The organism is Streptomyces ficellus (genome assembly GCF_009739905.1).
GTDB lineage: Bacteria > Actinomycetota > Actinomycetes > Streptomycetales > Streptomycetaceae > Streptomyces > Streptomyces ficellus_A.
Window position 1 is genome coordinate 4,099,676 of record NZ_CP034279.1, and the last position, 23,172, is coordinate 4,122,847.

Below are 23,172 nucleotides of genomic sequence, written 5' to 3' on the forward strand. Positions count from 1 at the left end.
CACGACCTAGTGGCGGAAGAAGATCCGGTCCGCGTACTCGGTCATCACCCGGCCGTTCCACTCGTGTCCGCCGTCGACGTTGCCGGAGCGCAGCAGCGGCGGCTCGATGCCGCGCGCCACCATGGCCTCGGCGGCCGCCGCCATCACCGCCTGCATCAGCGCGCTGGTGACGACCGTCGACGCGGGCGCGAACGGTGTCTCCACGCCCTCGTGGGTGAGCTCCGCGTCCCCCACGGCGATCTTCGAGTCCACCACGACGTCGCAGTGGTCCCGGAGGAACGTGCCGGACGTGTGCCGCGACTTCGTCTCCTCCGCGTACGCCACCGACGTCACCCCGATGACCTTCAGGCCCAGCGCGCGGGCGTTCATCGCCATCTCCACGGGCAGGGCGTTGCGCCCGGACAGCGAAACAATGATCAGTACGTCGCCGGCGCGGGCGGGTGACGAGTCCAGGACCGCGCCCGCGAGGCCGTCCACCCGCTCCAGGGCCGACCCCAGCGTCGCGGGCATCACGTCCACCCCGACGGCGCCGGGCACGGCCAGCAGGTTCACCAGTGCCAGGCCGCCGGCGCGGTAGACCACGTCCTGGGCGGCGAGCGACGAGTGGCCCGCGCCGAACGTGAACAGCCGGCCGCCCGCGGCGACGGCGTCCGCGACGACCGCGCCCGCGGCGGCGACGTTCCGCGCCTCCTCGTCCCGGACCCGCCGGAGCAGGCCGATCGCGGCGTCGAAGAACCGGTCGGCCAGCTCGCTCCCACCACTGGTCTCAGGCATGGCGTCAGGCCCCTTCTCTCCGTGTCGCGGATCACGTTGCGGTCTGGACCATTGCTCTGTCAATACCGGCTTGTCCACAGGGCGGCACGGTTGTCGGCCCGATGCGCAAGAATTGAGTCAGGGCCAGCGCACGATAATTTTCGAGGGGCACGAATGTCCGGACTGATCGACACCACGGAGATGTATCTCCGCACCATCCTCGAGCTCGAAGAGGAAGGTGTGGTGCCCATGCGCGCCCGCATCGCCGAGCGGCTGGACCAGAGCGGGCCGACCGTCAGCCAGACGGTGGCGCGGATGGAGCGGGACGGTCTGGTGACCGTCGCGGGCGACCGGCACCTGGAGCTGACCGACGAGGGCCGCCGCCTGGCGACCCGTGTGATGCGCAAGCACCGGCTCGCCGAGTGCCTGCTGGTCGACGTGATCGGCCTGGAGTGGGAGCAGGTCCACGCCGAGGCGTGCCGCTGGGAGCACGTGATGAGCGAGGCGGTGGAGCGCCGCGTGCTGGAGCTGCTGCGCCACCCCACCGAGTCGCCGTACGGCAACCCGATCCCGGGCCTGGAGGAGCTGGGCGAGAAGTCGGAGGCCGAGGCGTTCCTCGACGAGGGCATGGTGTCGCTGGCCGAGCTCGACGCGGGCCCGGAGGGCAAGACCGTGGTCGTGCGGCGCATCGGCGAGCCGATCCAGACGGACGCCCAGCTCATGTACACGCTGCGCCGCGCGGGCGTGCAGCCCGGCTCGGTGGTGAGCGTGACGGAGTCGGCGGGCGGCGTGCTGGTCGGCAGCAGCGGCGAAGCCGCGGAACTCGGCGCCGACGTCGCGTCCCACGTCTTCGTAGCCAAGCGCTGACCCGCCGCCGGACGGCTCCCACCCGTTGGGGGCCTCGGGTCAGGTCCCGCCCCGGGTGCGGGACGGGGGGTGCGTGGCGTACCCCCGCCGGAAGTGGGCGGAATGGCAGCGGATGGACGCGCCCCGTGCCAGTCTTGGGGGAGGCATATGACCCCGGGGAGGGAACAGCCGGTGCGCCGCGGACATGGGGAGAGCCCCGACGCCTTTCGGCGCCGGGGCTTGTCCTCCCCTGTGCTGACCCGGAGCCCCGAGCTCTCAGGGTCGTCCCCCTCGGACCGTTTTCCCCGAGCGGCCCGCCTCCCGATGAAGATCTCCCCTCGGCGGAGCCCGTCAATCCTTGAGCGGGGTCACTCGAACGAGCGGTGTTATGCGCGAGAGCCGTGTTTTCGAATGCAGGTTCGATACTCTGGCCGGGCACGTCAGAGAAGGGGGTGTCAGGACACATGGTGCGACGCATCGACCTGACCGGAGCCGACGGCTTACACCTCGCCGCCTGGGAGTTCGCCGACCCGCCCAAGGGCCGGACGTCCGGTGACGCCGAGCGGGCGCCCGGGGTGCTCCTTCTCCACGGCCTGATGGGCCGCGCCTCGCACTGGGCGTCCACCGCGCGCTGGCTCGCCGAGCGGCACCGGGCCGTCGCGCTCGACCAGCGGGGGCACGGGCACAGCGCCAAGCCGGCGGACGGCCCTTTCACCCGCGAGGCGTACGTCGCCGACGCCGTCGCCGCGGTCGAACAGCTGGGGCTCGCCCCGGTCACCCTCATCGGCCACTCCATGGGCGCCCTGACGGCCTGGCAGCTGGCCGCGGAGCGGCCGGACCTCGTGCGGGCGCTGGTCATCTGCGACATGCGGGCCTCCGCGCTGGGCGCCGCGTCCCAGCGCGAGTGGGAGGACTGGTTCCGCTCGTGGCCGCTGCCCTTCGCCACGCTCGCCGACGTGCGGAAGTGGTTCGGCGAGGACGACCCCTGGGTGGAGCGGCCGAACCCGGCGCGCGGCGCGTTCTACGCGGAGGTCATGGCCGAGGGGCCCGACGGCTGGCGCCCCCTGTTCTCCCGCCGCCAGATGCTCACGTCCCGCAAGACCTGGGTCCATGACGCCCACTGGGACTCCCTCGCCCAGGTCCGCTGCCCCACGCTCGTGGTCCGCGGCCTCGACGGCGAGCTGGGCCGTGCGGAGGCCCAGGAGATGGTCCGGGTCCTGCCGCACGGCCAGTACGCGGAGGTGCCGGACGCCGGCCACCTCGTCCACTACGACCAGCCGGACGGCTGGCGCGCCGCCGTCACGCCCTTCCTGGACGGCGTCCTGACGTCCTAGCCCTTGCTCACCGCCGCGAGGATCTCCGGGAGGCGGTCCGCCGTGCGGGGGGCGGCGAGGCGCAGGCCCGCCCAGGACAGCAGCGTGCCCCAGCCGGCACCGAGTGCGAGGAGGAGCAGCGCCGAGGAGAGGCCCGGGTCCAGCACGATCGTGAGGACGATCAGCGGGGCGCACAGCAGCGCCGCGGCGACCATGCCGCCCAGGATGGAGATCCACGCCAGTCCGGCCTGGCCCGGTGCCACGTTCTTGAAGCCGCTGTCCTGAGGGATGGAGTACGGGAAGCGGGCCGACGCCACCGCGCCGGTGCCCAGCATCGCGCCCAGTACGCCGAAGGAGAGCCCCAGCGCCTGCGGCAGTGACCGCCAGTCGCCCAGGACCGCCGCCGTGAGGCCGGTGACCAGCAGGGTGTACGGGAGGGTGACGAGGAGGAGGGCGAGGGCCCGGGCCCTCAGCTCCTCGTAGGCGTCCCGCGTGGACGAGATCGTCATGGCGACCATCCAGAAGGCCGAGGTGTCCTGGCCGAACTGGTTGTACATCTGGATGCCGAGCATGCCCGCCGCGAAGCACGCGAAGTACACCGACCCGGTGCCCTGAAGGGCGTTGAACAGCGGCACGATCAGACCGATCACCAGGGACGTCACCCAGGCCGCCTTGGTCTTCGGGTCCCGCGTCACATACTGGAGACTCCGTCGCATCACCGTGCCGGTACGTCCCTCGGGCCACAGCCGGCCGGGCCCGGACGAGGACGGCTCACGGCGCGACGGGCGCGAGGACGCCGCCAGCGTCGAACCGTCCGGCGCCGTCATCAGCTTCACCAGGCTGCGCCGCCACGCGTACAGCAGCGCCACCAGGGCCGCCGCCGTCAGCAGGAGCCCCGCCACGGCCTCGCCGTACGCGCCCGCCGACGCCGAGCCGACCGCCGAGACCGCCGACGCGGGCGGCAGCCACCGCACCACGTCCGCCGCCGGGTCCAGCGCCGACAGACCGCCCGCCCGCCCCAGGCGCTGCGCACCGAAGTTGACGAACTGGATGCCCACGGCGATCACCAGACCGCTCAGCACCGCCAGGTCCCGGCCCTTGCGGGACGTCAACAGCCGGACGTTCGCCGCGGCGACCGCCCGCGCCAGCGCCACGCACACCAGCAGCACCAGGGGCACCGCCACCACGGCCACCAGCACGGCGAACGCCCCGCGCGCCAGCGCCACCGACGACCCGACCGCCAGACACAGCGTGAACAGCGGCCCGATCCCCACCAGGGACGACACCAGCAGCGCCCGCACCAGCGGTCCCGGCCGCAGCGGCAGCATCACCAGCCGTGTCGGATCCAGCGTCTCGTCCCCGCTCGGGAAGAACAGCGGCATCACCGCCCACCCCAGCGCCAGCAACCCCGTCAGCAACACCGTTACCGTGGCGGCGTGTTCGCTGCCCCGCAGCAGCACCAGCCCGAGCAACTGCCCCGCCGCGAACAGCAACGCCAGCACGGCGGACGTCACATACGCCGCCGTGCGCCCCGCCGACTGCCGCAGCCCGTTCAGCAGCAGCGACAGCTTGAGCCGTACGAAGACCTGCGTCAGCGTCACCGGGCACCGCCCAGCCAGTCCAGCGACTCGCCCGCGTCCCGCCCCTGCGCCCCCACCAGTTCCAGGAACGCGGCCTGGAGCGAGGGCGCTTCGCCCCGCACCTCGGCCAGCGTGCCCTGCGCCCGGATCCGGCCCCCCGCCATCACCGCGACCCAGTCGCACAGCGACTCCACCAGTTCCATCACATGGCTGGAGAAGACGACCGTGGCGCCCGAGGACGTGTAGCGCTCCAGGACGCCCCGGATGGTCTGCGCCGACACCGGGTCGACCCCCTCGAACGGCTCGTCCAGGAAGAGCACTTCGGGATTGTGGAGGAGAGCCGCCGCGAGCCCGATCTTCTTGCGCATACCGGTCGAGTAGTCGACGACCAGCTTGTTCTGCGCGCCCGCCAGGTCCAGCACGTCCAGCAGCTGGGCGGCCCGCTTGTCGACCTCGTCCCCGGGGAGCCCCCGCAGCCGCCCGGTGTAGGCGAGGAGTTCGCGCCCCGACAGCCGCTCGAACAGCCGCAGCCCCTCCGGCAGGACACCGATCCGCTCCTTCACCGCGGCCGGATCGCGCCACACGTCGTGCCCCACCACCTCGACCCGCCCCTGGTCGGGCCGCAGCAGGCCCGTCACCATCGACAGGGTCGTCGTCTTGCCCGCCCCGTTCGGACCCACCAGCCCGATGAAGCGGCCCGCCGGAAGCGTCAGATCGACCCCGGCGACGGCGATCTGCTCGCCGAACCGCTTCCACAACCCCTCGACCCGCACCGCGGGCGCGAGCCCGTCCCTCACCTGGTCCGGCATGGTCACTGCCTCCCGTAGTCCCCTGGATACGAGAACCAGCCTACGGACGCACCGGTACGCGGGCAGGGGCCGAACCCGGCAGTCGCAGCAGGTCAGCCCTGCCGGGAACGGGCATCGGCGGCCTCCCGGGCGCAGGCGTACGCCAGGGGGCAGATCAACTCCTCGACGTCCGGCAGCCAGCGGTTGGCCGGTGTGGGGCGGCGCGCCCACTGCACCGCGCCGTGGCCGCCCACCCGGGTCGGCGGCGCCGCCACGTACTGGCCCTCGCCGCGCGCCACCAGGTCGATGCCGCTCGGCGACCAGCCCAGCTTGCGCACCAGGTCCGGCACCTTGGCGGCGGCGCCCGGCAGGACGAAGAACATCATCCGGCGGTCCGGGGTGCAGGTGACCGGGCCGAGCGCCAGGTCCATCCGCTCCATCCGCGCCAGGGCCAGGAAGCCCGCCGACTCCGGGACGTCCAGCGCGTCGAACGTGCGCCCCGTCGGCAGCAGGATCGACGCCTTCGGCTGCTTCCCCCACAGCCGGCGCGCCACCACGGCGCTGCCCGTCGCCTGGGTCGCCCAGTCCGGCCGCGCCGGGTGCGCCCCCGGCGCGGGGCACGCGGTGTCGGCGCACGAGCACCGCTCCATGCCGTCGACCGCCTCCAGCCAGGTGCCGGGGAACACGTCCCAGTGCCGCTCTTCCGCGTACCGCACGGCGCTGTCCAGCAGCTGCTCGCCCCGCTGCTTGGGAATCTGTGCGGCTTCCGTGACTCCGATGGTCTCTTCCACGGACAGCTCAACTACCGGCTTCACCCGGAGTTACGGGGCGCGGGAAGGGAGGCCGAGGAGCATCGATTCCGCATCCGGGGCGCACGGATGCATGGACGGGGGCGCGCACGGGGGCCGGGAGCCGAGGCCGGGTAGCCACTGTCGGGGGAGGTGGGAATAGGGCGGTCTCCCGCCATTGCGTGAACTGTCGTCGTTCGTCAGCAGATGGGGCGCGACCAGCCCTTCCGGTGTCTTCCACTCGCTTAGGTAACTGTGCGTGCCCTTCTTCGTGCTTCATCGGTTTCGTCAGTATTCGCAGGTCAACTTCTGCATTCTCCGTATATCAGCCGGGCAGTGATCAGCGTGACTGATCACCGCGGCAACAGGGGGTAGTCATGGCAGCGAGGCCGCTCGTCGCCCGTCAGCCGAACGAACGGCTGCAGGCTCTCATCCAGGAAGCAGGATGCTCCAACGCCGGGCTCGCCCGCCGCGTCAACATGGTCGGGCAGGAACGGGGGCTGGACCTGCGCTACGACAAGACGTCGGTGGCGCGCTGGCTGCGCGGCCAGCAGCCGCGGGGGCGGGCGCCGGGGATCATCGCGGAGGCGCTGGGCCGCAAGCTGGGGCGTACGGTCACGATCGACGAGATCGGCATGGCCAACGGCAAGAACCTGGCGTCCGGGGTGGGCCTGCAGTTCTCCCCGACCGTGCTCGGCGCCATCGAGCAGGTCTGCGAGCTGTGGCGCAGCGACGTGGGCCGCCGGGACTTCCTGTCCGGCTCGACGGTGGCCGCGTCCGCGCTCGTCGAGCCCAGCCGGGACTGGCTGATCACGGCCGCCGACCCGCAGGTGGCCCGGCAGGCCGGGGCGCGGGTGGGGACGGCCGACGTCGAGGCGGTCCGGGCGATGACGGGGGCGCTGGTGGAGCTGGACCACCGGTTCGGCAGCGGGCACGTGCGGCCCGTGGTGGTGCACTACCTGAACAGCGTGGTGTCGGGGCTGCTGTCCGGCTCGTACCGGGACACCGTGGGGCGCCAACTCTTCTCCGCCGTCGCGCGGTTGACGGAGCTGGCCGGGTACATGGCGGTGGACACGGGGCAGCCGGGGCTGGCGCAGCGGTACTACATCCAGGCGCTGCGGCTCGCGCAGGCGTCCGGGGACCGCGGGTACGGCGGGTACGTCCTGGCCGCGTCCATGAGTCACCTGGCGGCCCAGCTGGGCAACCCGCGGGAGATCGCCCAGCTGGCGCGGGCGGCGCAGGAGGGGGCGCGGGGGCACGTGCCGCCGAGGGCGGAGGCGATGTTCCTGGCGGCCGAGGCGCGCGGGCACGCCCTGCTCGGGGATGTGCGCACCTGTCAGGAGGTGGCGGCGCGGGCGGTCGCCGCCATGGACCGCAGCGACCCGGACTCGGGCGACGACCCGGCGTGGATCGCCCACTTCGACCGGGCGTACCTGGCCGACGAACTGGCCCACTGCTACCGGGACCTGGGCCGGCCGGAGGAGGCGGCGCGGGCGGCGCGCGAGGCGCTGGACGGGCACCCCGAGGGGCGGGCGCGGCGGCGGGCGATCGGCCTGGTGCTGCTGGCCGCGGCGCAGGTGCAGCAGCGGGAGGTGGAGGCCGCCTGTCACACGGGTACGCGCGCGGCCGAACTGCTGGGCGCCCTGCGGTCGTCGAGGGGCGCGGAGTACCTGGACGACCTCCAGCAGCGGCTGGAGCCGTACGCGGACGAGCCCGCGGTGCGGGAGTTCGGTGCCCGGCTGGAGCTCCAGGCGGCTTAGGGCGCTCGCGGGGCGGGGCGTTATCAGCGTCGTGGAGGAGGTTCTTGTTACTGCCGCCACACACGTGTGCGCGGGCTCCGCGTCACCCGGTAGCGTGAGCCGACGGTTCCGTAGGTTTAACAGGTTCACACGTAGGAGTCCCGGTGACGCAGAGCGGACAGGGTCAGGAGCCGCACCTTCCGGCGGCGCGACCCGCGCACGAAGGTGTCGTGCTGCCCGCCGAGGGCGGTGAGGCCTGGAACACCGCGGGCGGCGCCGGGCCGGCCGGGGGCCGTCCCTGGGGCGGCCAGTGGGGGCCGCCGGGCGGGCACCAGCAGCCGCTGCCGCCGCAGCAGCCGGGACCGTACGACCAGCAGCCGGGCCCGTACGGCGCACACCCCGGCGCGTACCAGCAGCACCAGCCGCAGCCGCCGCAGCACCAGCAGCCGCCGCAGTACGCCCAGCCGCTGCCGCCGGAGGCGCCGGCGGGGGGCGCCGACGCGGACGCCACCCAGTACCTCCCGCCGGTCGCCGCCGCGGGCGGCGCGCCCCAGCCGCAGCCCCGGCCCCAGGCTCAGCCCCTGCCGGCACCGGCGCCCGGCGAGAGCCCGGCCGAGTCGACGCAGTTCCTCGGCACCGGGCCCGCCGCCGCCCACGCCCAGGACGCGGACGCCACGCAGTACATATCGCCCGTTCCGCCCCAGCCGTCCGGTGCGCCCTTCGGGATACGCCCCGGGGCGCCCGGCGACCGGCAGCCGCCGGCCGAGTTCGACAGCCTGTTCCGCTCCGACGCGCCGGCGACGCAGGCCCTGCCGCCGGTCACGGACCAGGCGCCGCACCAGCAGGCCCGCCAGCCGTACCAGCCGCCGCAGCAGTACCAGGACCCGCAGCCGTACCAGGAGCCCGCACCGCGCCGGTCGTCGAAGCTGCCGCTGATCGCCGCCGTCGTCGTCGGCTGCGCCGTCCTCGGGCTCGGCGCCGGCGCGCTGCTCAGCGGCGGCGAGGGCGAGAAGAAGGGCGCGCCCGACAAGGCCGGGGTCGCCGGGGCCAGCTCCCCGACCCCTGGGTCGGGTGCCTCGCAGGCGGCTCCCGACCCGGCCAGGACGCAGGCGGAGGCCCTCGACAAGCTCCTCGCGGACAGCAACAACAGCCGCGACACGGTGATCCGTTCCGTGGAGAACATCAAGAAGTGCCAGGGCCTCGACCAGGCCGCCACCGACCTGCGGGGCGCCGCCGGACAGCGCCGGAACCTGGTGACCCGGCTCCAGGCCCTGTCCGTCGACAAGCTGCCGAGCCACACCGAGCTGAGCGCGGCGCTGACCAGGGCGTGGCAGGCGTCCGCCGCCGCCGACGACCACTACGCGGCCTGGGCCGGCGAGGTCAAGGGCAAGAAGGGCTGCAAGGGCGGCAAGGCGCGCAGCACGGGCCAGTTCGCCCAGGGCAACCGGGCCAGCGGTGACGCGACGACCGCGAAGCAGGAGGCGTCCCGCCTGTGGAACGCCATCGCGGGCACGTACGGCCTGACCCCGCGCCAGCCGGCCCAGCTGTGACGGCGGCCGAGGCGCTTTAGAGCGCGGCGGCCTCGCGGAGCGTGGGGCCGACGTCGACGAAGCCCTCCTTGTGCGCCACCAGCCGTCCCATGCGCACGACTTGGAAGGTGACCTGGTGGTTCACCGTCCGCGGGGTGGCCGGGGTGCCGAGCATGTCCTCGTAGCGCCAGCGCAGCGGTGGGGTGAGGCCGCCGGTGTCCACCCGTACCCCGCGGTCGAGCGCGTGGATGATGGCGCCCGGTGTGATCTCCTGGTCGCCGAGGGACTCGACGACGCTCTTCAGGACGGTGTACGCGATCCAGGTGGTCTGGACGCCCGCGTCGGCCGGGTCGATGCGGTTGTCGGCGAAGGCGTGCTCGCGGATCACCCGCTTCATGGCGCCCCAGCGTTCGTCGCCCGCCTCGGGGTACCAGCCGGTGACGTAGGCCCCTTCGAACGGGCCGTTGGCGCCGCCGGTGCGGTCGATGAGCGGCTGGTCGACGCTGCCGAGCACCGAGGAGACTCTGACGTCCCGGCCGTCGGGCGGGAGCCGGCGGAAGGAGTCGAAGAAGTTCGCGGTGTGCTCGCCGAGCGCGGCGGTGACGCAGCCGCCGTCGTCGCCGACCTGCTCGCGGGACCGCCGCGCCTCCTCGGTGTACGCGCCGGCGTCGTCGGCGGTGGGGATGTCGGCGGCCTTGCGGTGGTGTCCTCGGGTGAGGCCCGCGTTGAGGATGTACGGCAGGTCGGCGCCGGTGACGGAGTCGGGCCGGACGAGGGAGACGCGGTCGCAGGAGTCGGCGAGCTGGAGGCCGTTGCCGGCCAGCAGTGCGGGCTGTCCGCCGTTGACCGGGTAGGAGGTGGGGCTCTTGAACTCGTCGTCCGAGAGCCCGTAGCCGCCGATGTACGGGATGCCGGCGGCCTCCAGCCGCGGCATGAACGCGCGGCCGTGCTGGCTGTACGAGCCGACGACGGCGACCGCGCCCTCCTGGACCGCGCGGCGGGCGCAGGCGGCGGCCTCCATCGGCGCGTTGCCCTCGTTGCAGGTGAGCACGCGCAGTTCGCGGCCGCCCACGCCGCCCTGGGAGTTGACCCAGCGCGCGTACGCCTGCCCCATGGCGGGCATGCCGGGCATATTGGTCGCGCGGGAGTTCTCCGGCGCCCAGGTCATGACGGTGAGGGGTTCCCTGGAGCCCCCCGTGGCCCCAGGGATGACCCCGCACCCGGCCAGGAGGCAGGCCGAACCGACGGCCGCCACGGTCCGGAGGAGGGAGGGGGAGGAGGAACGTCGCCTGCCGATACCGGTCATGCACACGCACAATTCCGCCTCATGGGTAACGCGGGAGTGAGGCCGGTTCAACGCTCGGTGACACCGAGGTGAATTGCGGGGGCCGGTTCGCCGGGCATGCGAAGGAACGTACGATCGGAACGTGTCAGCTTCCGTGAACTCTTCCCGTCGCGGCCGTCGCTCCTCCACCATGGGCGGCATGCCGCTCAACGACATGCCGTGGTGGCGCTGGCGCGCCAACGTGCGCTCGGCGCTGCACATGCTCTCCGACCCCGCCTTCCACCAGGAGTGCTGGCTGGCCGGTCTGGAGGGCTACGGGGACGTCACCGACGCCGTGTACCGGCTGGTCGAGGACACGTGGCTGGACAACTGGTCCGCCGAGAAGTACGTGGGCACGATATTCCGGGACTCCGGTGAGGCCGCGCTGGTCGACGTCGCCGTGCTGCGGGTGCTGCGGATCATGCACCAGGTCGGCCCGGACGCCCCCGTCTCCGCCTACATGGGGCACCACGGCTGGCCGGAGGCGGTGCGGGCGGCGCGGGACGCGCACGTGCGGCTGGCCGTCAACGACGGCGAGGACCCGGACGTGGTGCCGCACTCGCTGGACGTGCTGCGGATCATGACCAGGGCCGCCTGACGGGTCTCCGCCCGTCTCTTTCCGGCCGCCGTTCCGCCTGGCGGACCCCCGTCCGGGGCTCCGTGCGGATGTGGCATCCTGCCAGGATGACCGACCAGTATGTCCTCACCCTTTCCTGCCCGGACAAACAGGGCATCGTGCACGCCGTTTCGAGTTACCTCTTCATCACCGGCTGCAACATCGAGGACAGCCAGCAGTTCGGGGACCGGGACACCGGCCTGTTCTTCATGCGGGTCCACTTCTCGGCCGAGGCGCCGGTCACGGTGGACAAGCTGCGGGCGAGCTTCGCGGCGGTCGGCGACTCCTTCGCGATGGATTGGCAGATCCACCGCGCCGACGAGCGCATGCGGGTCGTGCTGATGGTCTCGAAGTTCGGCCACTGCCTGAACGACCTGCTGTTCCGCGCGCGGATCGGCGCCCTGCCGGTCGACATCGCGGCGGTCGTGTCCAACCACACCGACTTCGCCGAGCTGGTCGCCTCGTACGACGTCCCGTTCCACCACATCCCGGTCACCAAGGACACCAAGGCGCAGGCGGAGGCCGAGCTGCTGGAGCTGGTGCGCGAGCAGGGCGTCGAGCTGGTGGTGCTGGCCCGCTACATGCAGGTGCTGTCGGACGACCTGTGCAAGCAGCTGAGCGGCCGGATCATCAACATCCACCACTCCTTCCTCCCGAGCTTCAAGGGCGCCAAGCCCTACCACCAGGCGCACGCGCGCGGGGTGAAGCTGATCGGTGCGACGGCCCACTACGTGACGGCCGACCTCGACGAGGGCCCGATCATCGAGCAGGAGGTGGAGCGGGTCGGCCACGAGGTCACCCCGGACCAGCTGGTCGCCGTCGGCCGGGACGTCGAGTGCCAGGCCCTCGCCCGCGCGGTCAAGTGGCACGCGGAACGCCGCATCCTGCTCAACGGCCGCCGCACGGTCGTCTTCGCGTAGCGCCGCCCCGAGGCACCCCGGTGCCCCGGGGTGCCTACAGGCGGCTCAGGGAGGCGGCGGCGAAGAGCACGTCACGGATGGCCTCGCGGTCACCGTCCTGGCCCGCGGCGGCCTCCTCGGGCGGAATGTGCCCGGCCACCAGCTGGCAGAACTCCACGCCGTCCAGCGCCACCTGGGCGACCTTCCGCTCGGGCGAGCCGATGGCGGTGGGGGAGTCCAGCGCGATGTACCAGTCGCCGCCGCCCGAGCCCTCGACCTCCAGGTGCAGCGAGCGGCCCGGTGCCCCCGCCGCGACGAGGTGGCGGGCCGGGGCGGCGAGCCCCGCACGGCGGCGGGCGGCGAGGGCGGCCGGCAGCAGACGGGCCGCCAGGTCGATCATCCGGTGCAGGTGGTCGCCGCTGGGCGGCTCGTACGGGTAGTCGACGGCGCTGGCGATGTCGTCCGCGTGGACCCAGCACTCGAAGGCCCGGTCCAGCAGCGCGTCGCGCAGGGGCAGCGAGAAGTCGCCGTACGAGACGGACAGTTCGGCCACGCCGCGGCCCGCGAAGGACACCGTGCGGATCAGGGTGTGGGCCTGGTCGCGCCAGGGTCCGCGGACCGATCTGGTGGGCGGGTGGTGCGCGCCCTGCCAGTACGCCTCGGTGCGCTCCGCCGGGGTCTTGGGCGACAGCGAGTCGTCCAGGCCGATCGCCGTCGCGACGAGGCTGTCGACGGCCTGGAGGTGGCTTATCACCCCCGCGACGGTGGTGCGGCGGCTGACGGGCTCGTCGCGCTCGAACCACTTGAGCCGGACCGGCGCGTGCCACTCGGAGTCGCCGATGTCCCGCAGCAGGGCGTCCAGCCGGGCGGTCTCCGCGTCGTAGGGGCCGGCCCAGTGGGGCACGGGGATGCGCGCCGGGCGGCGGCCCAGGCAGTTCTCCAGCACCCGGGAGCGCAGCAGCGGGTCGAGGTCCAGGTCCCGCTCGTGGTGCAGCAGTCCGACCGCGTCCCGCAGGCGCAGGGCCTCCTCCGCGCAGGGGGCGCACTCGGTGAGGTGCTCCTCGACGGCGGTGGTCTCCTCGGCGGAGCAGGCGGACAGCGCCCAGGCACCGAGCAGCGACTGGAGGACCTTGTGCGGCAGGGCCGGTGGCCGGGTGGTATCGGGCGGCGCGGTCCCGGGCGGCGCGCCGGCCGCGGTGGGCGCGGGCAGCGCCTCGTAGTTGTCGGCGGCCCGCCTCGGGGCCGGTATGCGCGGCACGCCGCCCACCTCCTCCTGGCCGTCGTCGTGGCCGCCGCCGTCCAGGGGCCCGGTCATAGGGTCCGCCCGTCCAGCGGGCGGCTGTTGGCGGTGGCCAGCAGCTGGAGTCCCAGCCGCAGCCGGCGCCGGGCCTCGTCCTCGGTGACGCCGAGGTCGGCGGCGGTCTGGCGGTAGTCCCGGCGCTGGAAGTAGGCCAGCTCCAGTGCGGCGCGCAGGGGCGCGGGCATCGACTGGACGATGAAGTCGGCGCGGGCGGAGACGGCCGCGCGCCGCACCTTCTGCTCCAGCTCCTCCGCGCAGCCACCGCCCCGTTCCGCGTACGCCTTGGCCTCGGCCTGGCGGAGCCGGTGCACGGCCTGGTGGCGGGTCAGCTTCGCGATCCACGAGCGCATGGACCCCTCCCGCCGGGGGTCGTAGGCGTCCGGGTTCTCCCACACGTACCCGAACACCTCCCGGGTGACCTGGTCGGCGGCGGACTCGTCGTCGAGGACGCGGTGTGCCGTGTTGTGGACGAGGGAGGCGAACCGGTCGTACAGCTCGCCGAGGGCGGCCGCCTCGCCGCGCGCCAGCCGCTGCTGCATCTTGCGGTCCCAGCGCGGTGGTGTGTCCTTCGCCATGTGGAGCCCTCCCGACCCGACTCCCCTCGAATGTAGTGCTCCGCACCGACAACGCGCCTCTTTTTGTGCCAAGCGCCCCACGTGCCGGTCCCGGATGGTAAGGAAACCGTCACAACGAGTGGATCGTGTTTCATGGGGGGAGGACGGGGCAGCAGCGGCGCAAAGGAAGCACCGCTTCCGTTTGCGGTGGCCCCGGTTGGATCGGCGAAGGGTAGGCGCGTGACGCTCACGGTGGACGAAACCGGGCACGGCGCCTGGACGGTGCTCAGCATCCGGGGAGAACTCGACCTGGTGACCTCGCCCGTGGTCCGCAGAAGCGTGCACGAAGCGGTCGCCGAGGGCAGGCGGGACGTCGTCCTGGACCTGTCCGAGGTGTTGTTCTGCGACTCCAGCGGCGTCGGCGTGCTGATCGCGTCCCGGCGGCTGCTGCACTCCTGCCGGGGCAGGCTCCGGCTGATCCTGCCGGCCCGGGGCGCGGTCGAGGGCTCGCACGTCAACCGGGTCCTGGCGGCCCTCGGCGTACGGCGGCTGTTCGCGGTGTACGCGGACGTCGCCTCGGCCACCGGCGAGGAGGACGAGCAACTGTCGGCGTGACGGAGCCCGTCCGGCGTCGTACGCTCCCGGCATGGACGCAGAGGAGTTGTACGAACGCCGGATCGCCTCGCGGTTCGCGGCCTTCGACCAGGACGGCAACGGCTATATCTCCCGCGAGGACTTCACGACCGCGGCCCAGCGGCTGCTGGAGGAGTTCGGCACCTCGTTCCGGTCGGACAAGGGGCAGGCCCTGGCGGGCGGCGCGGAGGCCTTCTGGCAGGGCCTGGCCGGGATCGCGGACGTGGACGGCGACCAGCGGGTGACCCGGGGCGAGTTCGTGAGCGGAGCGGTGAAGCGGCTGCGCGACAACCCGGAGCGGTTCGCCGAGATCGCCCGCCCCTTCGTCCGCGCCCTGCTCGCGGTCGCCGGCCAGGACGACGACGGCAGGACGGGGACGGCGGAGCTGGAGCGGGCGCTGCGGGCGCTGGGGGTCGAGTCGCACGCCGCCGCGCTCGCGGCCGAGTCGCTGGACGAGGACCGGGACGGCCTGGTCGGCGAGGAGGAGACCGTCACGGCCTTCGCCCGCCACTTCATGACCCAGGAGCCGTAGGGGGCTCCCGGGCTCCCGGGCTCCCGGGCTCCCGGGCTTCCGGCTCCCCGCTCACGAGTAGCGTTCGCGCAGCTTGTACTTGAGCACCTTGCGCAGGGTGTCGCCGCGGGGCAGGGCGTCGACGACCTCCAGCCGTTCCGGCAGTTTGTGGACGGCCAGGCCCTCGCCGCGCAGGAACGCGGTGAGGGCGCCCAGGGTCACGTCGCCGGTGCTCTCGACGACCGCGCACACCCGCTCCCCGCGCTCCGGGTCGGGCAGGCCGATCACGGCCGCCTCCCGGACCGCGGGGTGCCGGTGCAGCAGGTCCTCGATCTCCCGGGCTGAGATGGTCTCGCCCTTGCGGATGATGACGTCCTTGAGGCGCCCGGTGAGCACCAGGTGCCCGGAGTCGGTGAGGTGCCCGAGGTCCCCGGTGCGCAGAAAGCCGTCCTCGTCGAACGCCTCGGCCGTCTGCGCCGGGTCCAGGTAGCCGCGGCACACGGCCTCGCCGCGCAGCCGCACCTCACCGTCGGTGATCCGTATCTCCATCCCCTCGGGCGGCCGTCCCTCGGTGGTGGCGAGGTTCTCGTCGGTGTCCTCGGGGGAGCCCATGGTGATCATGGGGACCTCGGTCATGCCGTAGCCGTGCGTGAGCCGGCAGCCCATCTCCCGGACGACGTCGTGGTACAGCTCGGGCGGCTTGGGCGCGCCGCCGCCGGCGAGCAGCCGCAGGGTGGGGACGATCTTCCGGCCGGGCTGTCTGCGCTGTTCGGCGAGGAACATCGCGTAGAAGGCGGTGGAGCCGCCCGCCGTGGTGACGCCGTGGGCGCGGTAGGTGTCCAGGGAGTCCGGCAGGGCGAACGTCTCCAGCAGGACGGCGGGGAAGCCGTACAGCAGGAGCATGACGAGGTAGTCGAGGCCGCCGATGTGGGCGAAGGGGAAGGCGATCGACCCGACGTCGTCGGGCGTCAGGCGCAGCGCGTGGGCGAGGCAGGAGCCGCCCGCGATCAGGGAACGGTCGGTGTGCAGCACGCCCTTGGGGTCGGACGTGGTGCCGGAGGTCCAGTAGATCCAGCGGACGTCGGTGCCGGAGGCGGGCGGGTCCGGCAGTGCGGCGGGGTCGCCCTCGGGGAGGGTGTCGTACGCCTCGAAGACGCCGGGCGCGCCGAGCCGCCGGGCCATGGCGGTGTGGTCGAAGCCGCGCCACCGGCCCGGTACGGCGAAGTGGGCGGCCCCCGACCCGCGGAGGGCGAAGCCGACCTCGCGGTCCCGGTAGAACGGGATGACCGGGGTCTGGACGGCGCCGAGCCGGGCCAGGGCGAGGGTGAGGACGACGGTCTCGACGCGGGTGGGCAGCTGCCAGGCGACGACGGTGCCGGGCCGTACGCCCCTGTTGTGGAGGCCCGCGGCGGTCCGTTCGGCGCGGTCGCGCAGGGCGCCGAAGGTCAGCACGCGGTCGTCCTGGAGGAGGGCGGGGCGGTCGGGGGTGAGGCGGGCGCGGCGTTCGGTGAGCTCCCACAGGGTGCGTGAGGCGCCCAGGGCGTGTGCGGTGTCCGGCACGGTCGGCTCCTCCTCGAACTGACGTTGCGTCAGGTGCGTGCGGTGAGCGTAGGGCGGTGCGCCTTGTCGGTCCAGGGGTGCGGGGCTAGCCTGACTCCACATAGCTGACGACCCGTCAGAAAGAGGGAGGCGCGTCATGACGGAACTGCCTCGGATCATCAGCGTCGACGACCATGTCATCGAGCCGGCGCACCTCTTCGAGACCTGGCTCCCGGCCAGGTACCGCGACCGCGGACCCCGGCCGCTCACCACCGGGATCGGCGAGCTGGAGTACGTGGGCGGGAAGTACCGGATCACCATGGACCCGGACGGGCCGCCCGCCGACTGGTGGATCTACGAGGACCTGAGGTTCCCGTACAAGCGCAACATCGCCGCCGTCGGCTTCGACCGCGACCAGATGACCCTGGAGGGCATCACCCGGGCCGAGATGCGGCGCGGCTGCTGGGACCCCAAGGCGCGTCTGGAGGACATGGACCTCAACCACGTCGAGGCCTCCCTGTGCTTCCCCACCTTCCCCCGCTTCTGCGGCCAGACCTTCGCCGAGGCGAAGGACAAGGAGGTGGCCCTGGCCTGCGTGCGCGCCTACAACGACTGGATGGTCGAGGAGTGGTGCGGCGACAGCGGCGGCCGGCTGATCCCGCTGTGCCTCATCCCCCTGTGGGACATCGGCCTCGCGGTCGCCGAGGTCCGCCGCAACGCCGCCCGGGGCGTCCGCGCGGTCACCTTCAGCGAGATCCCCACCCACCTCGGACTCCCCTCCATCCACTCCGGCCACTGGGATCCCTTCTTCGCGGTCTGCGAGGAGACCGGGACCGTCGTCAACATGCACATCGGGTCCTCCTCGCAGATGCCCGCCGCCTCCCCGGACGCGCCGCCCGCCGTCCAGGCGACCCTGTCGTTCAACAACGCGATGGCGTCGATGACGGACTTCCTCTTCTCCGGCGTCCTCGTTCGGTTCCCCGCACTCAAACTCGCCTACAGCGAGGGCCAGATGGGCTGGATCCCCTACGCCCTGGAGCGCGCCGACGACGTCTGGGAGGAGCACCGCGCCTGGGGCGGCGTCCGCGACCTCATCCCCGAGCCGCCGTCCACGTACTACTACCGGCAGATCTTCTGCTGCTTCTTCCGCGACAAGCACGGCATCGCGTCCCTGGACGCCGTCGGCCGCGACAACGCCACCTTCGAGACCGACTACCCGCACGTCGACTCCACCTTCCCGCACACCAAGGAGGTCGCCCTCGACCACGTCAAGGGCCTGGACGAGGAGACGACGTACAAGCTGATGCGCGGGAACGCGATCCGGATGCTCGGCCTGGACCTCGTCTGATGGACCTGGCCGACACGGAGGAGGAGGCGGACTTCCGGGCCCGGCTGCGGGAGTGGCTCGCGGCCGTGCTGCCCGGCCTGCCGCCCGCGCCGGACCCCGCCGACTGGCCGGCGCGCCGCGCCCACGACACCGCCTGGCAGCGCAGGCTGTACGACGCCGGGTACGGCGACCTGCACTGGGCCGCGTCCCCCGCCCTGCGGCTGATCTTCCTGGAGGAGACCGAACGGGCCGGCGCGCCCTACGTGGGCGCCAACTTCGTCGGCCTGCTGCACGCGGGCCCCACCATCGCCGCCGAGGGAACCGCCGCCCAGCGCGCCCGGTGGCTGCCGCCGATCCTGCGCGGCGACCACGTGTGGTGCCAGGGCTTCAGCGAACCGGACGCCGGCTCCGACCTGGCCTCCTTGCGCACCCGCGCCGTCCGCGACGGCGACCGCTACCTGGTGAGCGGCGCCAAGCTGTGGACCTCCCACGCCGAGGTCGCCGACTGGTGCGAACTGCTGGTGCGCACCGACCCGGACGCCCCCCGGCACCGGGGCATCACCTGGCTGGCCATGCCCATGGACGCGCCCGGGATCACCGTACGGCCGCTGCGCACGCTCACCGGGACGGCGGAGTTCGCGGAGCTGTTCCTGGACGAGGTGCCCGTGCCCGTCGCCAACCGGGTGGGCGAGGAGAACGACGGCTGGCGGGTCACCATGGTCACGCTGTCGTACGAGCGGGGCACGGCGTTCGCCGGCGAGGTGGTCGCCTGCCGCCGCGTCCTCGGCGAGCTGGCGCGCGAGGCCCGCGCCACCGGCCGCTGGGACGACCCCGTGCTCCGGCGCCGGCTGGGGCGGCTGGGCGCCGAGTTCCGCGCCCTGTGGCGGCTGGTCCAGTGGAACGTCGGCGGGGCGGGGGCCACCGGCGCGGTGCCCGGGGCGGGCGGCTCGGTGTTCAAGCTGCGCTACTCGCACGCCCGCCAGGAGCTGTACGACGCGGCCGCCGAGGTGCTGGGCGGCGCCGGCGCGCTGGACCTGGACCGCCCCTGGGTCCACGACCGGCTGTCGTCGCTCTCGTACACCATCGCCGCCGGGACCTCGCAGATCCAGCGCGGCATCCTCGCCGAGCGCGTCCTCGGCCTGCCGAAGGGACGCTGACCGTGCCTTTCCGACTCGACGACGACCAGCGGGCGCTGCGGCGGGGCGTACGGGAGCTGCTTCAGGGGCGGTTCGGGCGGGACGCGCTGCGGGCCGCCGTGGACGCGGGCACCCTGGACCGGAAGCTGTGGCGGACGCTGGGCGACGCCGGGTTCTTCGCCCTGAGCCTGCCGGAGGCGGACGGCGGGGTGGGGCTCGGGCTCCCCGAGGCGGTGCTGGCCTTCGAGGAGGCCGGGCGGGTGCTGCTGCCCGGCCCGCTGGTCGCCACGCACCTCGCGGCCGGACACGTCGAGGGGGCGGCGGAGGGGAGGGCGGTCGTCACCGCCGTGGACGGGCCGCTCGTCGAGTGGCTGGACGCCGCCGACGTCGTACGCGGCGGCGACGCGCGGGGTGCCAGGCCGGTGCGGTCCGTGGACCCGCTCACCCCGCTGCACCGGGTGGAGCCGGGCGGCCCCGCGCGGGACGACCCGGTGGCCGTGCTGCTCACCGCCGCCGAACAGCTCGGCAGCGCGGGGCGGACGACGGAGATGGCGGCCCGGTACGCGCGCGAGCGCGAGCAGTTCGGCCGCCCCATCGGCGCCTTCCAGGCCGTGGCCCACCTGTGCGCGGAGATGCTCGCGCGGACGGAGGTGGCGCGCGCGGCGGTGTACGCGGCGGCCGTCACCGCCGACCCGGTGGACGTCGCCGCCGCCAAGCTGCTGGCCGACGAGGCGGCGGTGCGCGGCGCCCGGGACTGCCTCCAGGTGTACGGCGGCACGGGCTTCACCTGGGAGGCGGACGTGCACCTGCACCTCAAGCGCGCGTGGGTGCGGTCGCGGCGGTGGACGGGGACGGCGGAGGCCGAGGAGAGGTGCGCGGCAGCGCTCTGAGTCGTACCGGCCACCCCTTCGGGTGAGCCGTCACGCAGCGTTGATACCGGGTTGTTGTGATCCGGTGACTCGTCACGGCCCGGAGTCGGCGCCCGCCTCCGGTACCCTCCGTGGGATGCGAGTGGTTCGGAGGCCGGCGCGGCCCGGCGGTGCTCGTGCGGCAGCTCCCCGGCCGGGAGTGCCCGCCGCTCGTGCCCTTCGGTGGCGCGGTGCGCCCCCCTGTTCGACTACCCGCGGCGTGCGTCGCACAGTATGCACGACGCGTACTCCTTCGCGCGGGAATATGCCCGAAGCGCTTGTTGCGGTGACTGTACGTCAACCATGCTGTCCCACAGGGAAATCACGTTCAGTGACGACTGTGAAGGCTGTGGTCGCTGTGAGACGCGAGGCGTTGTGTCCGCCGGTTCGGATGGTGTGAGCGGTGCAGGTGCTTCAGGTGCAGTTGGAGATCGGCCCCGACCCGGCAGAGGTCGGCCGAGCCAGGAGGTGGGCGCGGTCCCGCCTCGCCGGTTCCGGGATAGGGGATGACGAGCCGCTGGCCGAGACGCTGGTGCTGCTCATTTCGGAGCTCGTCACCAACGCCGTGGTGCACACCGGCTGTCCGGCCGTGCTGCGGATGCTCTTCGGGGCGGGCGCGGCGGAGGCCGGGACGGTACGGGTGGAGGTGGCCGACACCAGCGCCCGCCCCCCGCGCCCGCGCCACGCGGAGGGCGACGACACCAACGGGCGCGGCCTGGAGCTGGTCGACGGGCTCGCCGACCGGTGGGGGTGGCAGCGGGAGGGCGCCGGGAAGAGCATCTGGTGCGAAGTGGACCGGGGCGTACCGGGGGTGACGGGGGTGGCGCGTGAGCCCGGTGGGTACGCGCCGTCGTGCGCTGTCACAAATGGGGCGTAACGGTCGTACACCCGAATAGGTGTTGACGGCTCGTATCCGGCTGATCACCCTGGGAGCAGCGATTCGTGGCGAGGGGACGCCGAGGGCTTGACGCCCTCGGCGAGTGCGGGTCGCGGCTCGGCGGCGGCTCCAGGTCAGGGCCCTCGGGGCGGCCCCGCCGGAGCCGGGTGGCGGCCGCCGTGCCGTGCTCGGGGTGCGCATGCGTGCGCCGCCACCCAAGGATGCGCCCGGGGCGCCGCGTTCACGGCTCCTCCCGTCCCGCGCGGGTCACAGCACCGCCACCGGGGCCACCGGGGCTCCCGTGGCGCCCGTGAAGGGTTCGGGCGTCGCGGCCAGCAGGAACGCGTACCGCCGCTCCTGTGCACAGGCTGTGGACAAGTCCTCCAGGTTCCAGTTCTGGCCCTGGAGCATCCCCATCTCCACCAGGTGCAGCGCGTGCACCGGCAGCCACAGGTCCTCGATCTCGGGCGGGAAGATCTCGAAGGTGAGCGTGTCGTTCGCGACCGCCGCCACGTCGCGGGCGTGGAACCACTCGGGCGTGCGCACCGACAGCCCCGGCGACGGGTACCCGTACCCATGCGGGTCGCCCGCCAGATGGACCCGCACCTGCCCCGTCCGTACGAGCACGATGTCGCCCGCCCGGACGTCCACCCCGGCGAACTCCGCCGCCTCGTCCAGGTCCTCGGGCGTCACCGCGTGGTCGCCGGGCAGCCGGTCGGCGCCCTTCGCGCGGGCCACGTCCAGCAGCACGCCCCGTGAGACGACGTGCCCCACCGTGTCGATGCCGGCGAACCCGGCGCCGCCGTGCGGGGTGATCGAGGCGGCGGGCCGGCCGTTGTAGATCCGGCCCGCGTGCGAGGCGTGGGGGAGGGCGTCCCAGTGGGTGCCCGCCTGGAGCCCGAGCGTCACGGCGTCGTCGCTGGTCGCGACCGTACCGGGGCCGAACAGCTCCTGGTTGATCTGGACCATGACGTGCAGCGGGTTGACCCGGCCCGGTATCAGGCCGGTCTGGACGCCGTCCTGGCGCAGCGGGAGCGCCAGCGGGACGCGCAAGCCCCTGCGCACGGTGGCGGCGGCCTCCCGTACGACGGCGTCGGTGATCAGGTTCAGGGTGCCCCGTTCGTCGTCGTCGCCCCAGCGGCCCCAGTTGTTGACGCGCTCGGCGATCTCGTGGAAAGCGGCTGGCAGTGACATGGGACCCTCCCGGGGCTTGTGCTGACGCGGCTGACGGACCATAAAATCTAACGGTCCGTCAGATGCGGCGGAAGTGGTGACGCGGGAGAGCTGGAGGGGCCGGGCATGGGGAACTTTTTGGCAGGCAAGGTCGTCGCCGTCACCGGAGCCGGACGGGGCATCGGCCGGGCCGTCGCCCTCGCCTGCGCCGCCGAAGGGGCCCGGGTCGTCGTCAACGACCACGGCGTCGCGATCGACGGCGCCCGACCCGCCTCCGAGGTCGCGGCGGCCGTCGTCGAGGAGATCACCTCGGCGGGCGGCCAGGCCGTCGCGGTCGCCGACGACATCTCCACCATGGCGGGCGGCCAGCGCGTCGTGGACACCGCGCTCGCCGAGTACGGGCGGATCGACGGCGCCGTGTGCGTCGCCGGCATCCTCCGCGAACGCATGCTGTTCAACATGTCCGAGGAGGAGTGGGACCCCGTCCTCGCCACCCACCTCAAGGGCACCTTCACCGTCTTCCGCGCGGCGTCCGCCGTGATGCGCCGGCAGGGCGCCGGCACGCTCATCGGCTTCACCAGCGGAAACCACCAGGGGTCGGTCTCCCAGGCCAACTACGCGGCCGCCAAGGGCGGTGTCATCTCCCTCGTCCGCAGCGCCGCCCTCGGCCTGCACAAGTACGGCGTCACCGCCAACGCCGTCGCGCCCGTCGCCCGGACCCGCATGTCGGCGAACGTGCCCATGGAACTCAAGGAGATCGGCGAGCCGGAGGACGTGGCCGCGCTCGTGGTGTACCTGCTCTCCGAGCGGGCCCGCGCCGAGCGGATCACCGGGCAGGTCTACACGGTCGCCGGACCCAAGATCGCGGTCTGGGCCCAGCCGCGCGAACTGCGGGCGGCGTACGCGCAGGGGCCCTGGACGCCCGAGCGGATCGCCGACCTCCTGCCCGGCACGGTCGGCACCGACCCCATGCCGATGCTGGAGCGGCTGGAGGAGATGGCCAGGGCGGCGGCCGCCACGTCCCGCCCGAACGCGTAGG

The 23,172-nt window shown here is 73.4% G+C and carries 22 protein-coding genes; 13 read left to right on the forward strand and 9 right to left on the reverse strand.

What is annotated here, in order from left to right; genetic code table 11:
- Positions 1 to 6: 6 nt before the first annotated feature.
- Positions 7 to 774, reverse strand: coding sequence for an SIS domain-containing protein (locus tag EIZ62_RS18420; protein WP_156693743.1), 768 nt, complete (start codon positions 772 to 774; stop codon positions 7 to 9).
- A 153-nt stretch (positions 775 to 927) separates the two neighbouring features.
- Between EIZ62_RS18420 and EIZ62_RS18425 the strand changes: the two genes are divergently transcribed.
- Positions 928 to 1,620 carry an iron-dependent transcriptional repressor DtxR gene (locus EIZ62_RS18425; RefSeq protein WP_156693744.1) on the forward strand — a complete coding sequence of 231 codons (693 nt, stop codon included), beginning with the start codon at positions 928 to 930 and terminating at the stop codon, positions 1,618 to 1,620.
- Positions 1,621 to 2,063: 443 nt separating this feature from the next.
- Positions 2,064 to 2,933 carry an alpha/beta fold hydrolase gene (locus tag EIZ62_RS18430; protein WP_156693745.1) on the forward strand — a complete coding sequence of 290 codons (870 nt, stop codon included), beginning with the start codon at positions 2,064 to 2,066 and terminating at the stop codon, positions 2,931 to 2,933.
- On the opposite strand, the gene EIZ62_RS18435 is transcribed toward EIZ62_RS18430, so the two are convergent.
- From EIZ62_RS18435 to EIZ62_RS18445, 3 genes are all read right to left on the reverse strand, one after another.
- Positions 2,930 to 4,513, reverse strand: a complete 1,584-nt coding sequence (locus EIZ62_RS18435) for a transporter (protein ID WP_244375779.1) — start codon at positions 4,511 to 4,513, stop codon at positions 2,930 to 2,932. The two genes, EIZ62_RS18430 and EIZ62_RS18435, sit on opposite strands and share 4 nt — an antisense overlap.
- Positions 4,510 to 5,301: an ABC transporter ATP-binding protein gene (locus tag EIZ62_RS18440; protein WP_156693746.1), complete on the reverse strand. Its 792-nt coding sequence runs from the start codon at positions 5,299 to 5,301 to the stop codon at positions 4,510 to 4,512. Before EIZ62_RS18440 ends, EIZ62_RS18435 begins: the two co-directional genes overlap by 4 nt.
- Positions 5,302 to 5,393: 92 nt before the next feature.
- On the reverse strand, positions 5,394 to 6,071 hold the full coding sequence (locus EIZ62_RS18445) for a bifunctional DNA primase/polymerase (protein WP_156693747.1): 678 nt from the start codon (positions 6,069 to 6,071) through the stop codon (positions 5,394 to 5,396).
- Between the two features lie 374 nt (positions 6,072 to 6,445).
- Between EIZ62_RS18445 and EIZ62_RS18450 the strand changes: the two genes are divergently transcribed.
- Both EIZ62_RS18450 and EIZ62_RS18455 read left to right on the forward strand, forming a co-directional pair.
- Entirely contained in the window at positions 6,446 to 7,828 is a 1,383-nt protein-coding gene (locus EIZ62_RS18450; protein WP_156693748.1) for an NsdA family TPR-like regulatory protein, read from the forward strand.
- A gap of 143 nt (positions 7,829 to 7,971) precedes the next feature.
- A complete protein-coding gene (locus EIZ62_RS18455; RefSeq protein ID WP_208827976.1) occupies positions 7,972 to 9,357 on the forward strand; it encodes a hypothetical protein in 1,386 nt (461 codons plus the stop codon).
- A 16-nt stretch (positions 9,358 to 9,373) separates the two neighbouring features.
- Here the strand turns inward: EIZ62_RS18455 and EIZ62_RS18460 are convergent, their stop codons facing one another.
- Positions 9,374 to 10,642, reverse strand: coding sequence for an ABC transporter substrate-binding protein (locus tag EIZ62_RS18460; RefSeq protein ID WP_156693749.1), 1,269 nt, complete (start codon positions 10,640 to 10,642; stop codon positions 9,374 to 9,376).
- Between the two features lie 169 nt (positions 10,643 to 10,811).
- On the opposite strand from EIZ62_RS18460, the gene EIZ62_RS18465 reads away from it, so the two are divergent.
- Positions 10,812 to 11,258 carry an SCO4402 family protein gene (locus EIZ62_RS18465; protein WP_425281880.1) on the forward strand — a complete coding sequence of 149 codons (447 nt, stop codon included), beginning with the start codon at positions 10,812 to 10,814 and terminating at the stop codon, positions 11,256 to 11,258.
- 86 nt (positions 11,259 to 11,344) lie between these two features.
- The gene (purU, locus tag EIZ62_RS18470) at positions 11,345 to 12,196 is read left to right on the forward strand and encodes a formyltetrahydrofolate deformylase (protein ID WP_156693751.1); all 852 of its coding nucleotides are present in this window, start codon (positions 11,345 to 11,347) and stop codon (positions 12,194 to 12,196) included.
- A 34-nt stretch (positions 12,197 to 12,230) separates the two neighbouring features.
- On the opposite strand, the gene EIZ62_RS18475 is transcribed toward purU, so the two are convergent.
- Both EIZ62_RS18475 and EIZ62_RS18480 read right to left on the reverse strand, forming a co-directional pair.
- Positions 12,231 to 13,490, reverse strand: a complete 1,260-nt coding sequence (locus tag EIZ62_RS18475) for a zf-HC2 domain-containing protein (protein ID WP_156693752.1) — start codon at positions 13,488 to 13,490, stop codon at positions 12,231 to 12,233.
- Positions 13,487 to 14,050, reverse strand: a complete 564-nt coding sequence (locus tag EIZ62_RS18480) for a sigma-70 family RNA polymerase sigma factor (RefSeq protein ID WP_156693753.1) — start codon at positions 14,048 to 14,050, stop codon at positions 13,487 to 13,489. The genes EIZ62_RS18475 and EIZ62_RS18480 overlap by 4 nt, the downstream gene beginning before the upstream one ends.
- A gap of 219 nt (positions 14,051 to 14,269) precedes the next feature.
- Here EIZ62_RS18480 and EIZ62_RS18485 point away from each other — a divergent pair, with 219 nt between their 5' ends.
- Both EIZ62_RS18485 and EIZ62_RS18490 read left to right on the forward strand, forming a co-directional pair.
- Positions 14,270 to 14,644 (forward strand): STAS domain-containing protein, encoded by a 375-nt coding sequence (locus EIZ62_RS18485; protein ID WP_156693754.1) that lies wholly within the window; start codon positions 14,270 to 14,272, stop codon positions 14,642 to 14,644.
- Between the two features lie 31 nt (positions 14,645 to 14,675).
- Positions 14,676 to 15,194 carry an EF-hand domain-containing protein gene (locus tag EIZ62_RS18490; RefSeq protein ID WP_156693755.1) on the forward strand — a complete coding sequence of 173 codons (519 nt, stop codon included), beginning with the start codon at positions 14,676 to 14,678 and terminating at the stop codon, positions 15,192 to 15,194.
- A 51-nt stretch (positions 15,195 to 15,245) separates the two neighbouring features.
- Here EIZ62_RS18490 and EIZ62_RS18495 read toward each other — a convergent pair whose 3' ends face one another.
- Positions 15,246 to 16,733, reverse strand: a complete 1,488-nt coding sequence (locus EIZ62_RS18495) for a class I adenylate-forming enzyme family protein (protein ID WP_156693756.1) — start codon at positions 16,731 to 16,733, stop codon at positions 15,246 to 15,248.
- 136 nt (positions 16,734 to 16,869) lie between these two features.
- On the opposite strand from EIZ62_RS18495, the gene EIZ62_RS18500 reads away from it, so the two are divergent.
- From EIZ62_RS18500 to EIZ62_RS18515, 4 genes are all read left to right on the forward strand, one after another.
- Entirely contained in the window at positions 16,870 to 18,060 is a 1,191-nt protein-coding gene (locus tag EIZ62_RS18500) for an amidohydrolase family protein (protein ID WP_156693757.1), read from the forward strand.
- The gene (locus EIZ62_RS18505; RefSeq protein ID WP_156693758.1) at positions 18,060 to 19,196 is read left to right on the forward strand and encodes an acyl-CoA dehydrogenase family protein; all 1,137 of its coding nucleotides are present in this window, start codon (positions 18,060 to 18,062) and stop codon (positions 19,194 to 19,196) included. Before EIZ62_RS18500 ends, EIZ62_RS18505 begins: the two co-directional genes overlap by 1 nt.
- A gap of 2 nt (positions 19,197 to 19,198) precedes the next feature.
- On the forward strand, positions 19,199 to 20,065 hold the full coding sequence (locus tag EIZ62_RS18510; protein WP_156693759.1) for an acyl-CoA dehydrogenase family protein: 867 nt from the start codon (positions 19,199 to 19,201) through the stop codon (positions 20,063 to 20,065).
- Between the two features lie 421 nt (positions 20,066 to 20,486).
- Positions 20,487 to 20,960 carry an ATP-binding protein gene (locus EIZ62_RS18515; protein WP_156693760.1) on the forward strand — a complete coding sequence of 158 codons (474 nt, stop codon included), beginning with the start codon at positions 20,487 to 20,489 and terminating at the stop codon, positions 20,958 to 20,960.
- A 267-nt stretch (positions 20,961 to 21,227) separates the two neighbouring features.
- On the opposite strand, the gene EIZ62_RS18520 is transcribed toward EIZ62_RS18515, so the two are convergent.
- Positions 21,228 to 22,154, reverse strand: a complete 927-nt coding sequence (locus tag EIZ62_RS18520) for a cyclase family protein (protein ID WP_156693761.1) — start codon at positions 22,152 to 22,154, stop codon at positions 21,228 to 21,230.
- Between the two features lie 105 nt (positions 22,155 to 22,259).
- Between EIZ62_RS18520 and EIZ62_RS18525 the strand changes: the two genes are divergently transcribed.
- Positions 22,260 to 23,171, forward strand: a complete 912-nt coding sequence (locus tag EIZ62_RS18525; RefSeq protein ID WP_156693762.1) for an SDR family oxidoreductase — start codon at positions 22,260 to 22,262, stop codon at positions 23,169 to 23,171.
- Position 23,172: the final 1 nt, after the last annotated feature.

Coding starts and splice junctions, on each gene's coding strand:
- EIZ62_RS18420 (WP_156693743.1), bottom strand. CDS start 774: ATGCCTGAGACCAGTGGTGGGAGCGAGCTGGCCGACCGGTTCTTCGAC.
- EIZ62_RS18425 (WP_156693744.1), top strand. CDS start 928: ATGTCCGGACTGATCGACACCACGGAGATGTATCTCCGCACCATCCTC.
- EIZ62_RS18430 (WP_156693745.1), top strand. CDS start 2,064: ATGGTGCGACGCATCGACCTGACCGGAGCCGACGGCTTACACCTCGCC.
- EIZ62_RS18440 (WP_156693746.1), bottom strand. CDS start 5,301: ATGCCGGACCAGGTGAGGGACGGGCTCGCGCCCGCGGTGCGGGTCGAG.
- EIZ62_RS18450 (WP_156693748.1), top strand. CDS start 6,446: ATGGCAGCGAGGCCGCTCGTCGCCCGTCAGCCGAACGAACGGCTGCAG.
- EIZ62_RS18460 (WP_156693749.1), bottom strand. CDS start 10,642: ATGACCGGTATCGGCAGGCGACGTTCCTCCTCCCCCTCCCTCCTCCGG.
- EIZ62_RS18465 (WP_425281880.1), top strand. CDS start 10,812: ATGGGCGGCATGCCGCTCAACGACATGCCGTGGTGGCGCTGGCGCGCC.
- purU (WP_156693751.1), top strand. CDS start 11,345: ATGACCGACCAGTATGTCCTCACCCTTTCCTGCCCGGACAAACAGGGC.
- EIZ62_RS18475 (WP_156693752.1), bottom strand. CDS start 13,490: ATGACCGGGCCCCTGGACGGCGGCGGCCACGACGACGGCCAGGAGGAG.
- EIZ62_RS18480 (WP_156693753.1), bottom strand. CDS start 14,050: ATGGCGAAGGACACACCACCGCGCTGGGACCGCAAGATGCAGCAGCGG.
- EIZ62_RS18490 (WP_156693755.1), top strand. CDS start 14,676: ATGGACGCAGAGGAGTTGTACGAACGCCGGATCGCCTCGCGGTTCGCG.
- EIZ62_RS18500 (WP_156693757.1), top strand. CDS start 16,870: ATGACGGAACTGCCTCGGATCATCAGCGTCGACGACCATGTCATCGAG.
- EIZ62_RS18505 (WP_156693758.1), top strand. CDS start 18,060: ATGGACCTGGCCGACACGGAGGAGGAGGCGGACTTCCGGGCCCGGCTG.
- EIZ62_RS18520 (WP_156693761.1), bottom strand. CDS start 22,154: ATGTCACTGCCAGCCGCTTTCCACGAGATCGCCGAGCGCGTCAACAAC.
- EIZ62_RS18525 (WP_156693762.1), top strand. CDS start 22,260: ATGGGGAACTTTTTGGCAGGCAAGGTCGTCGCCGTCACCGGAGCCGGA.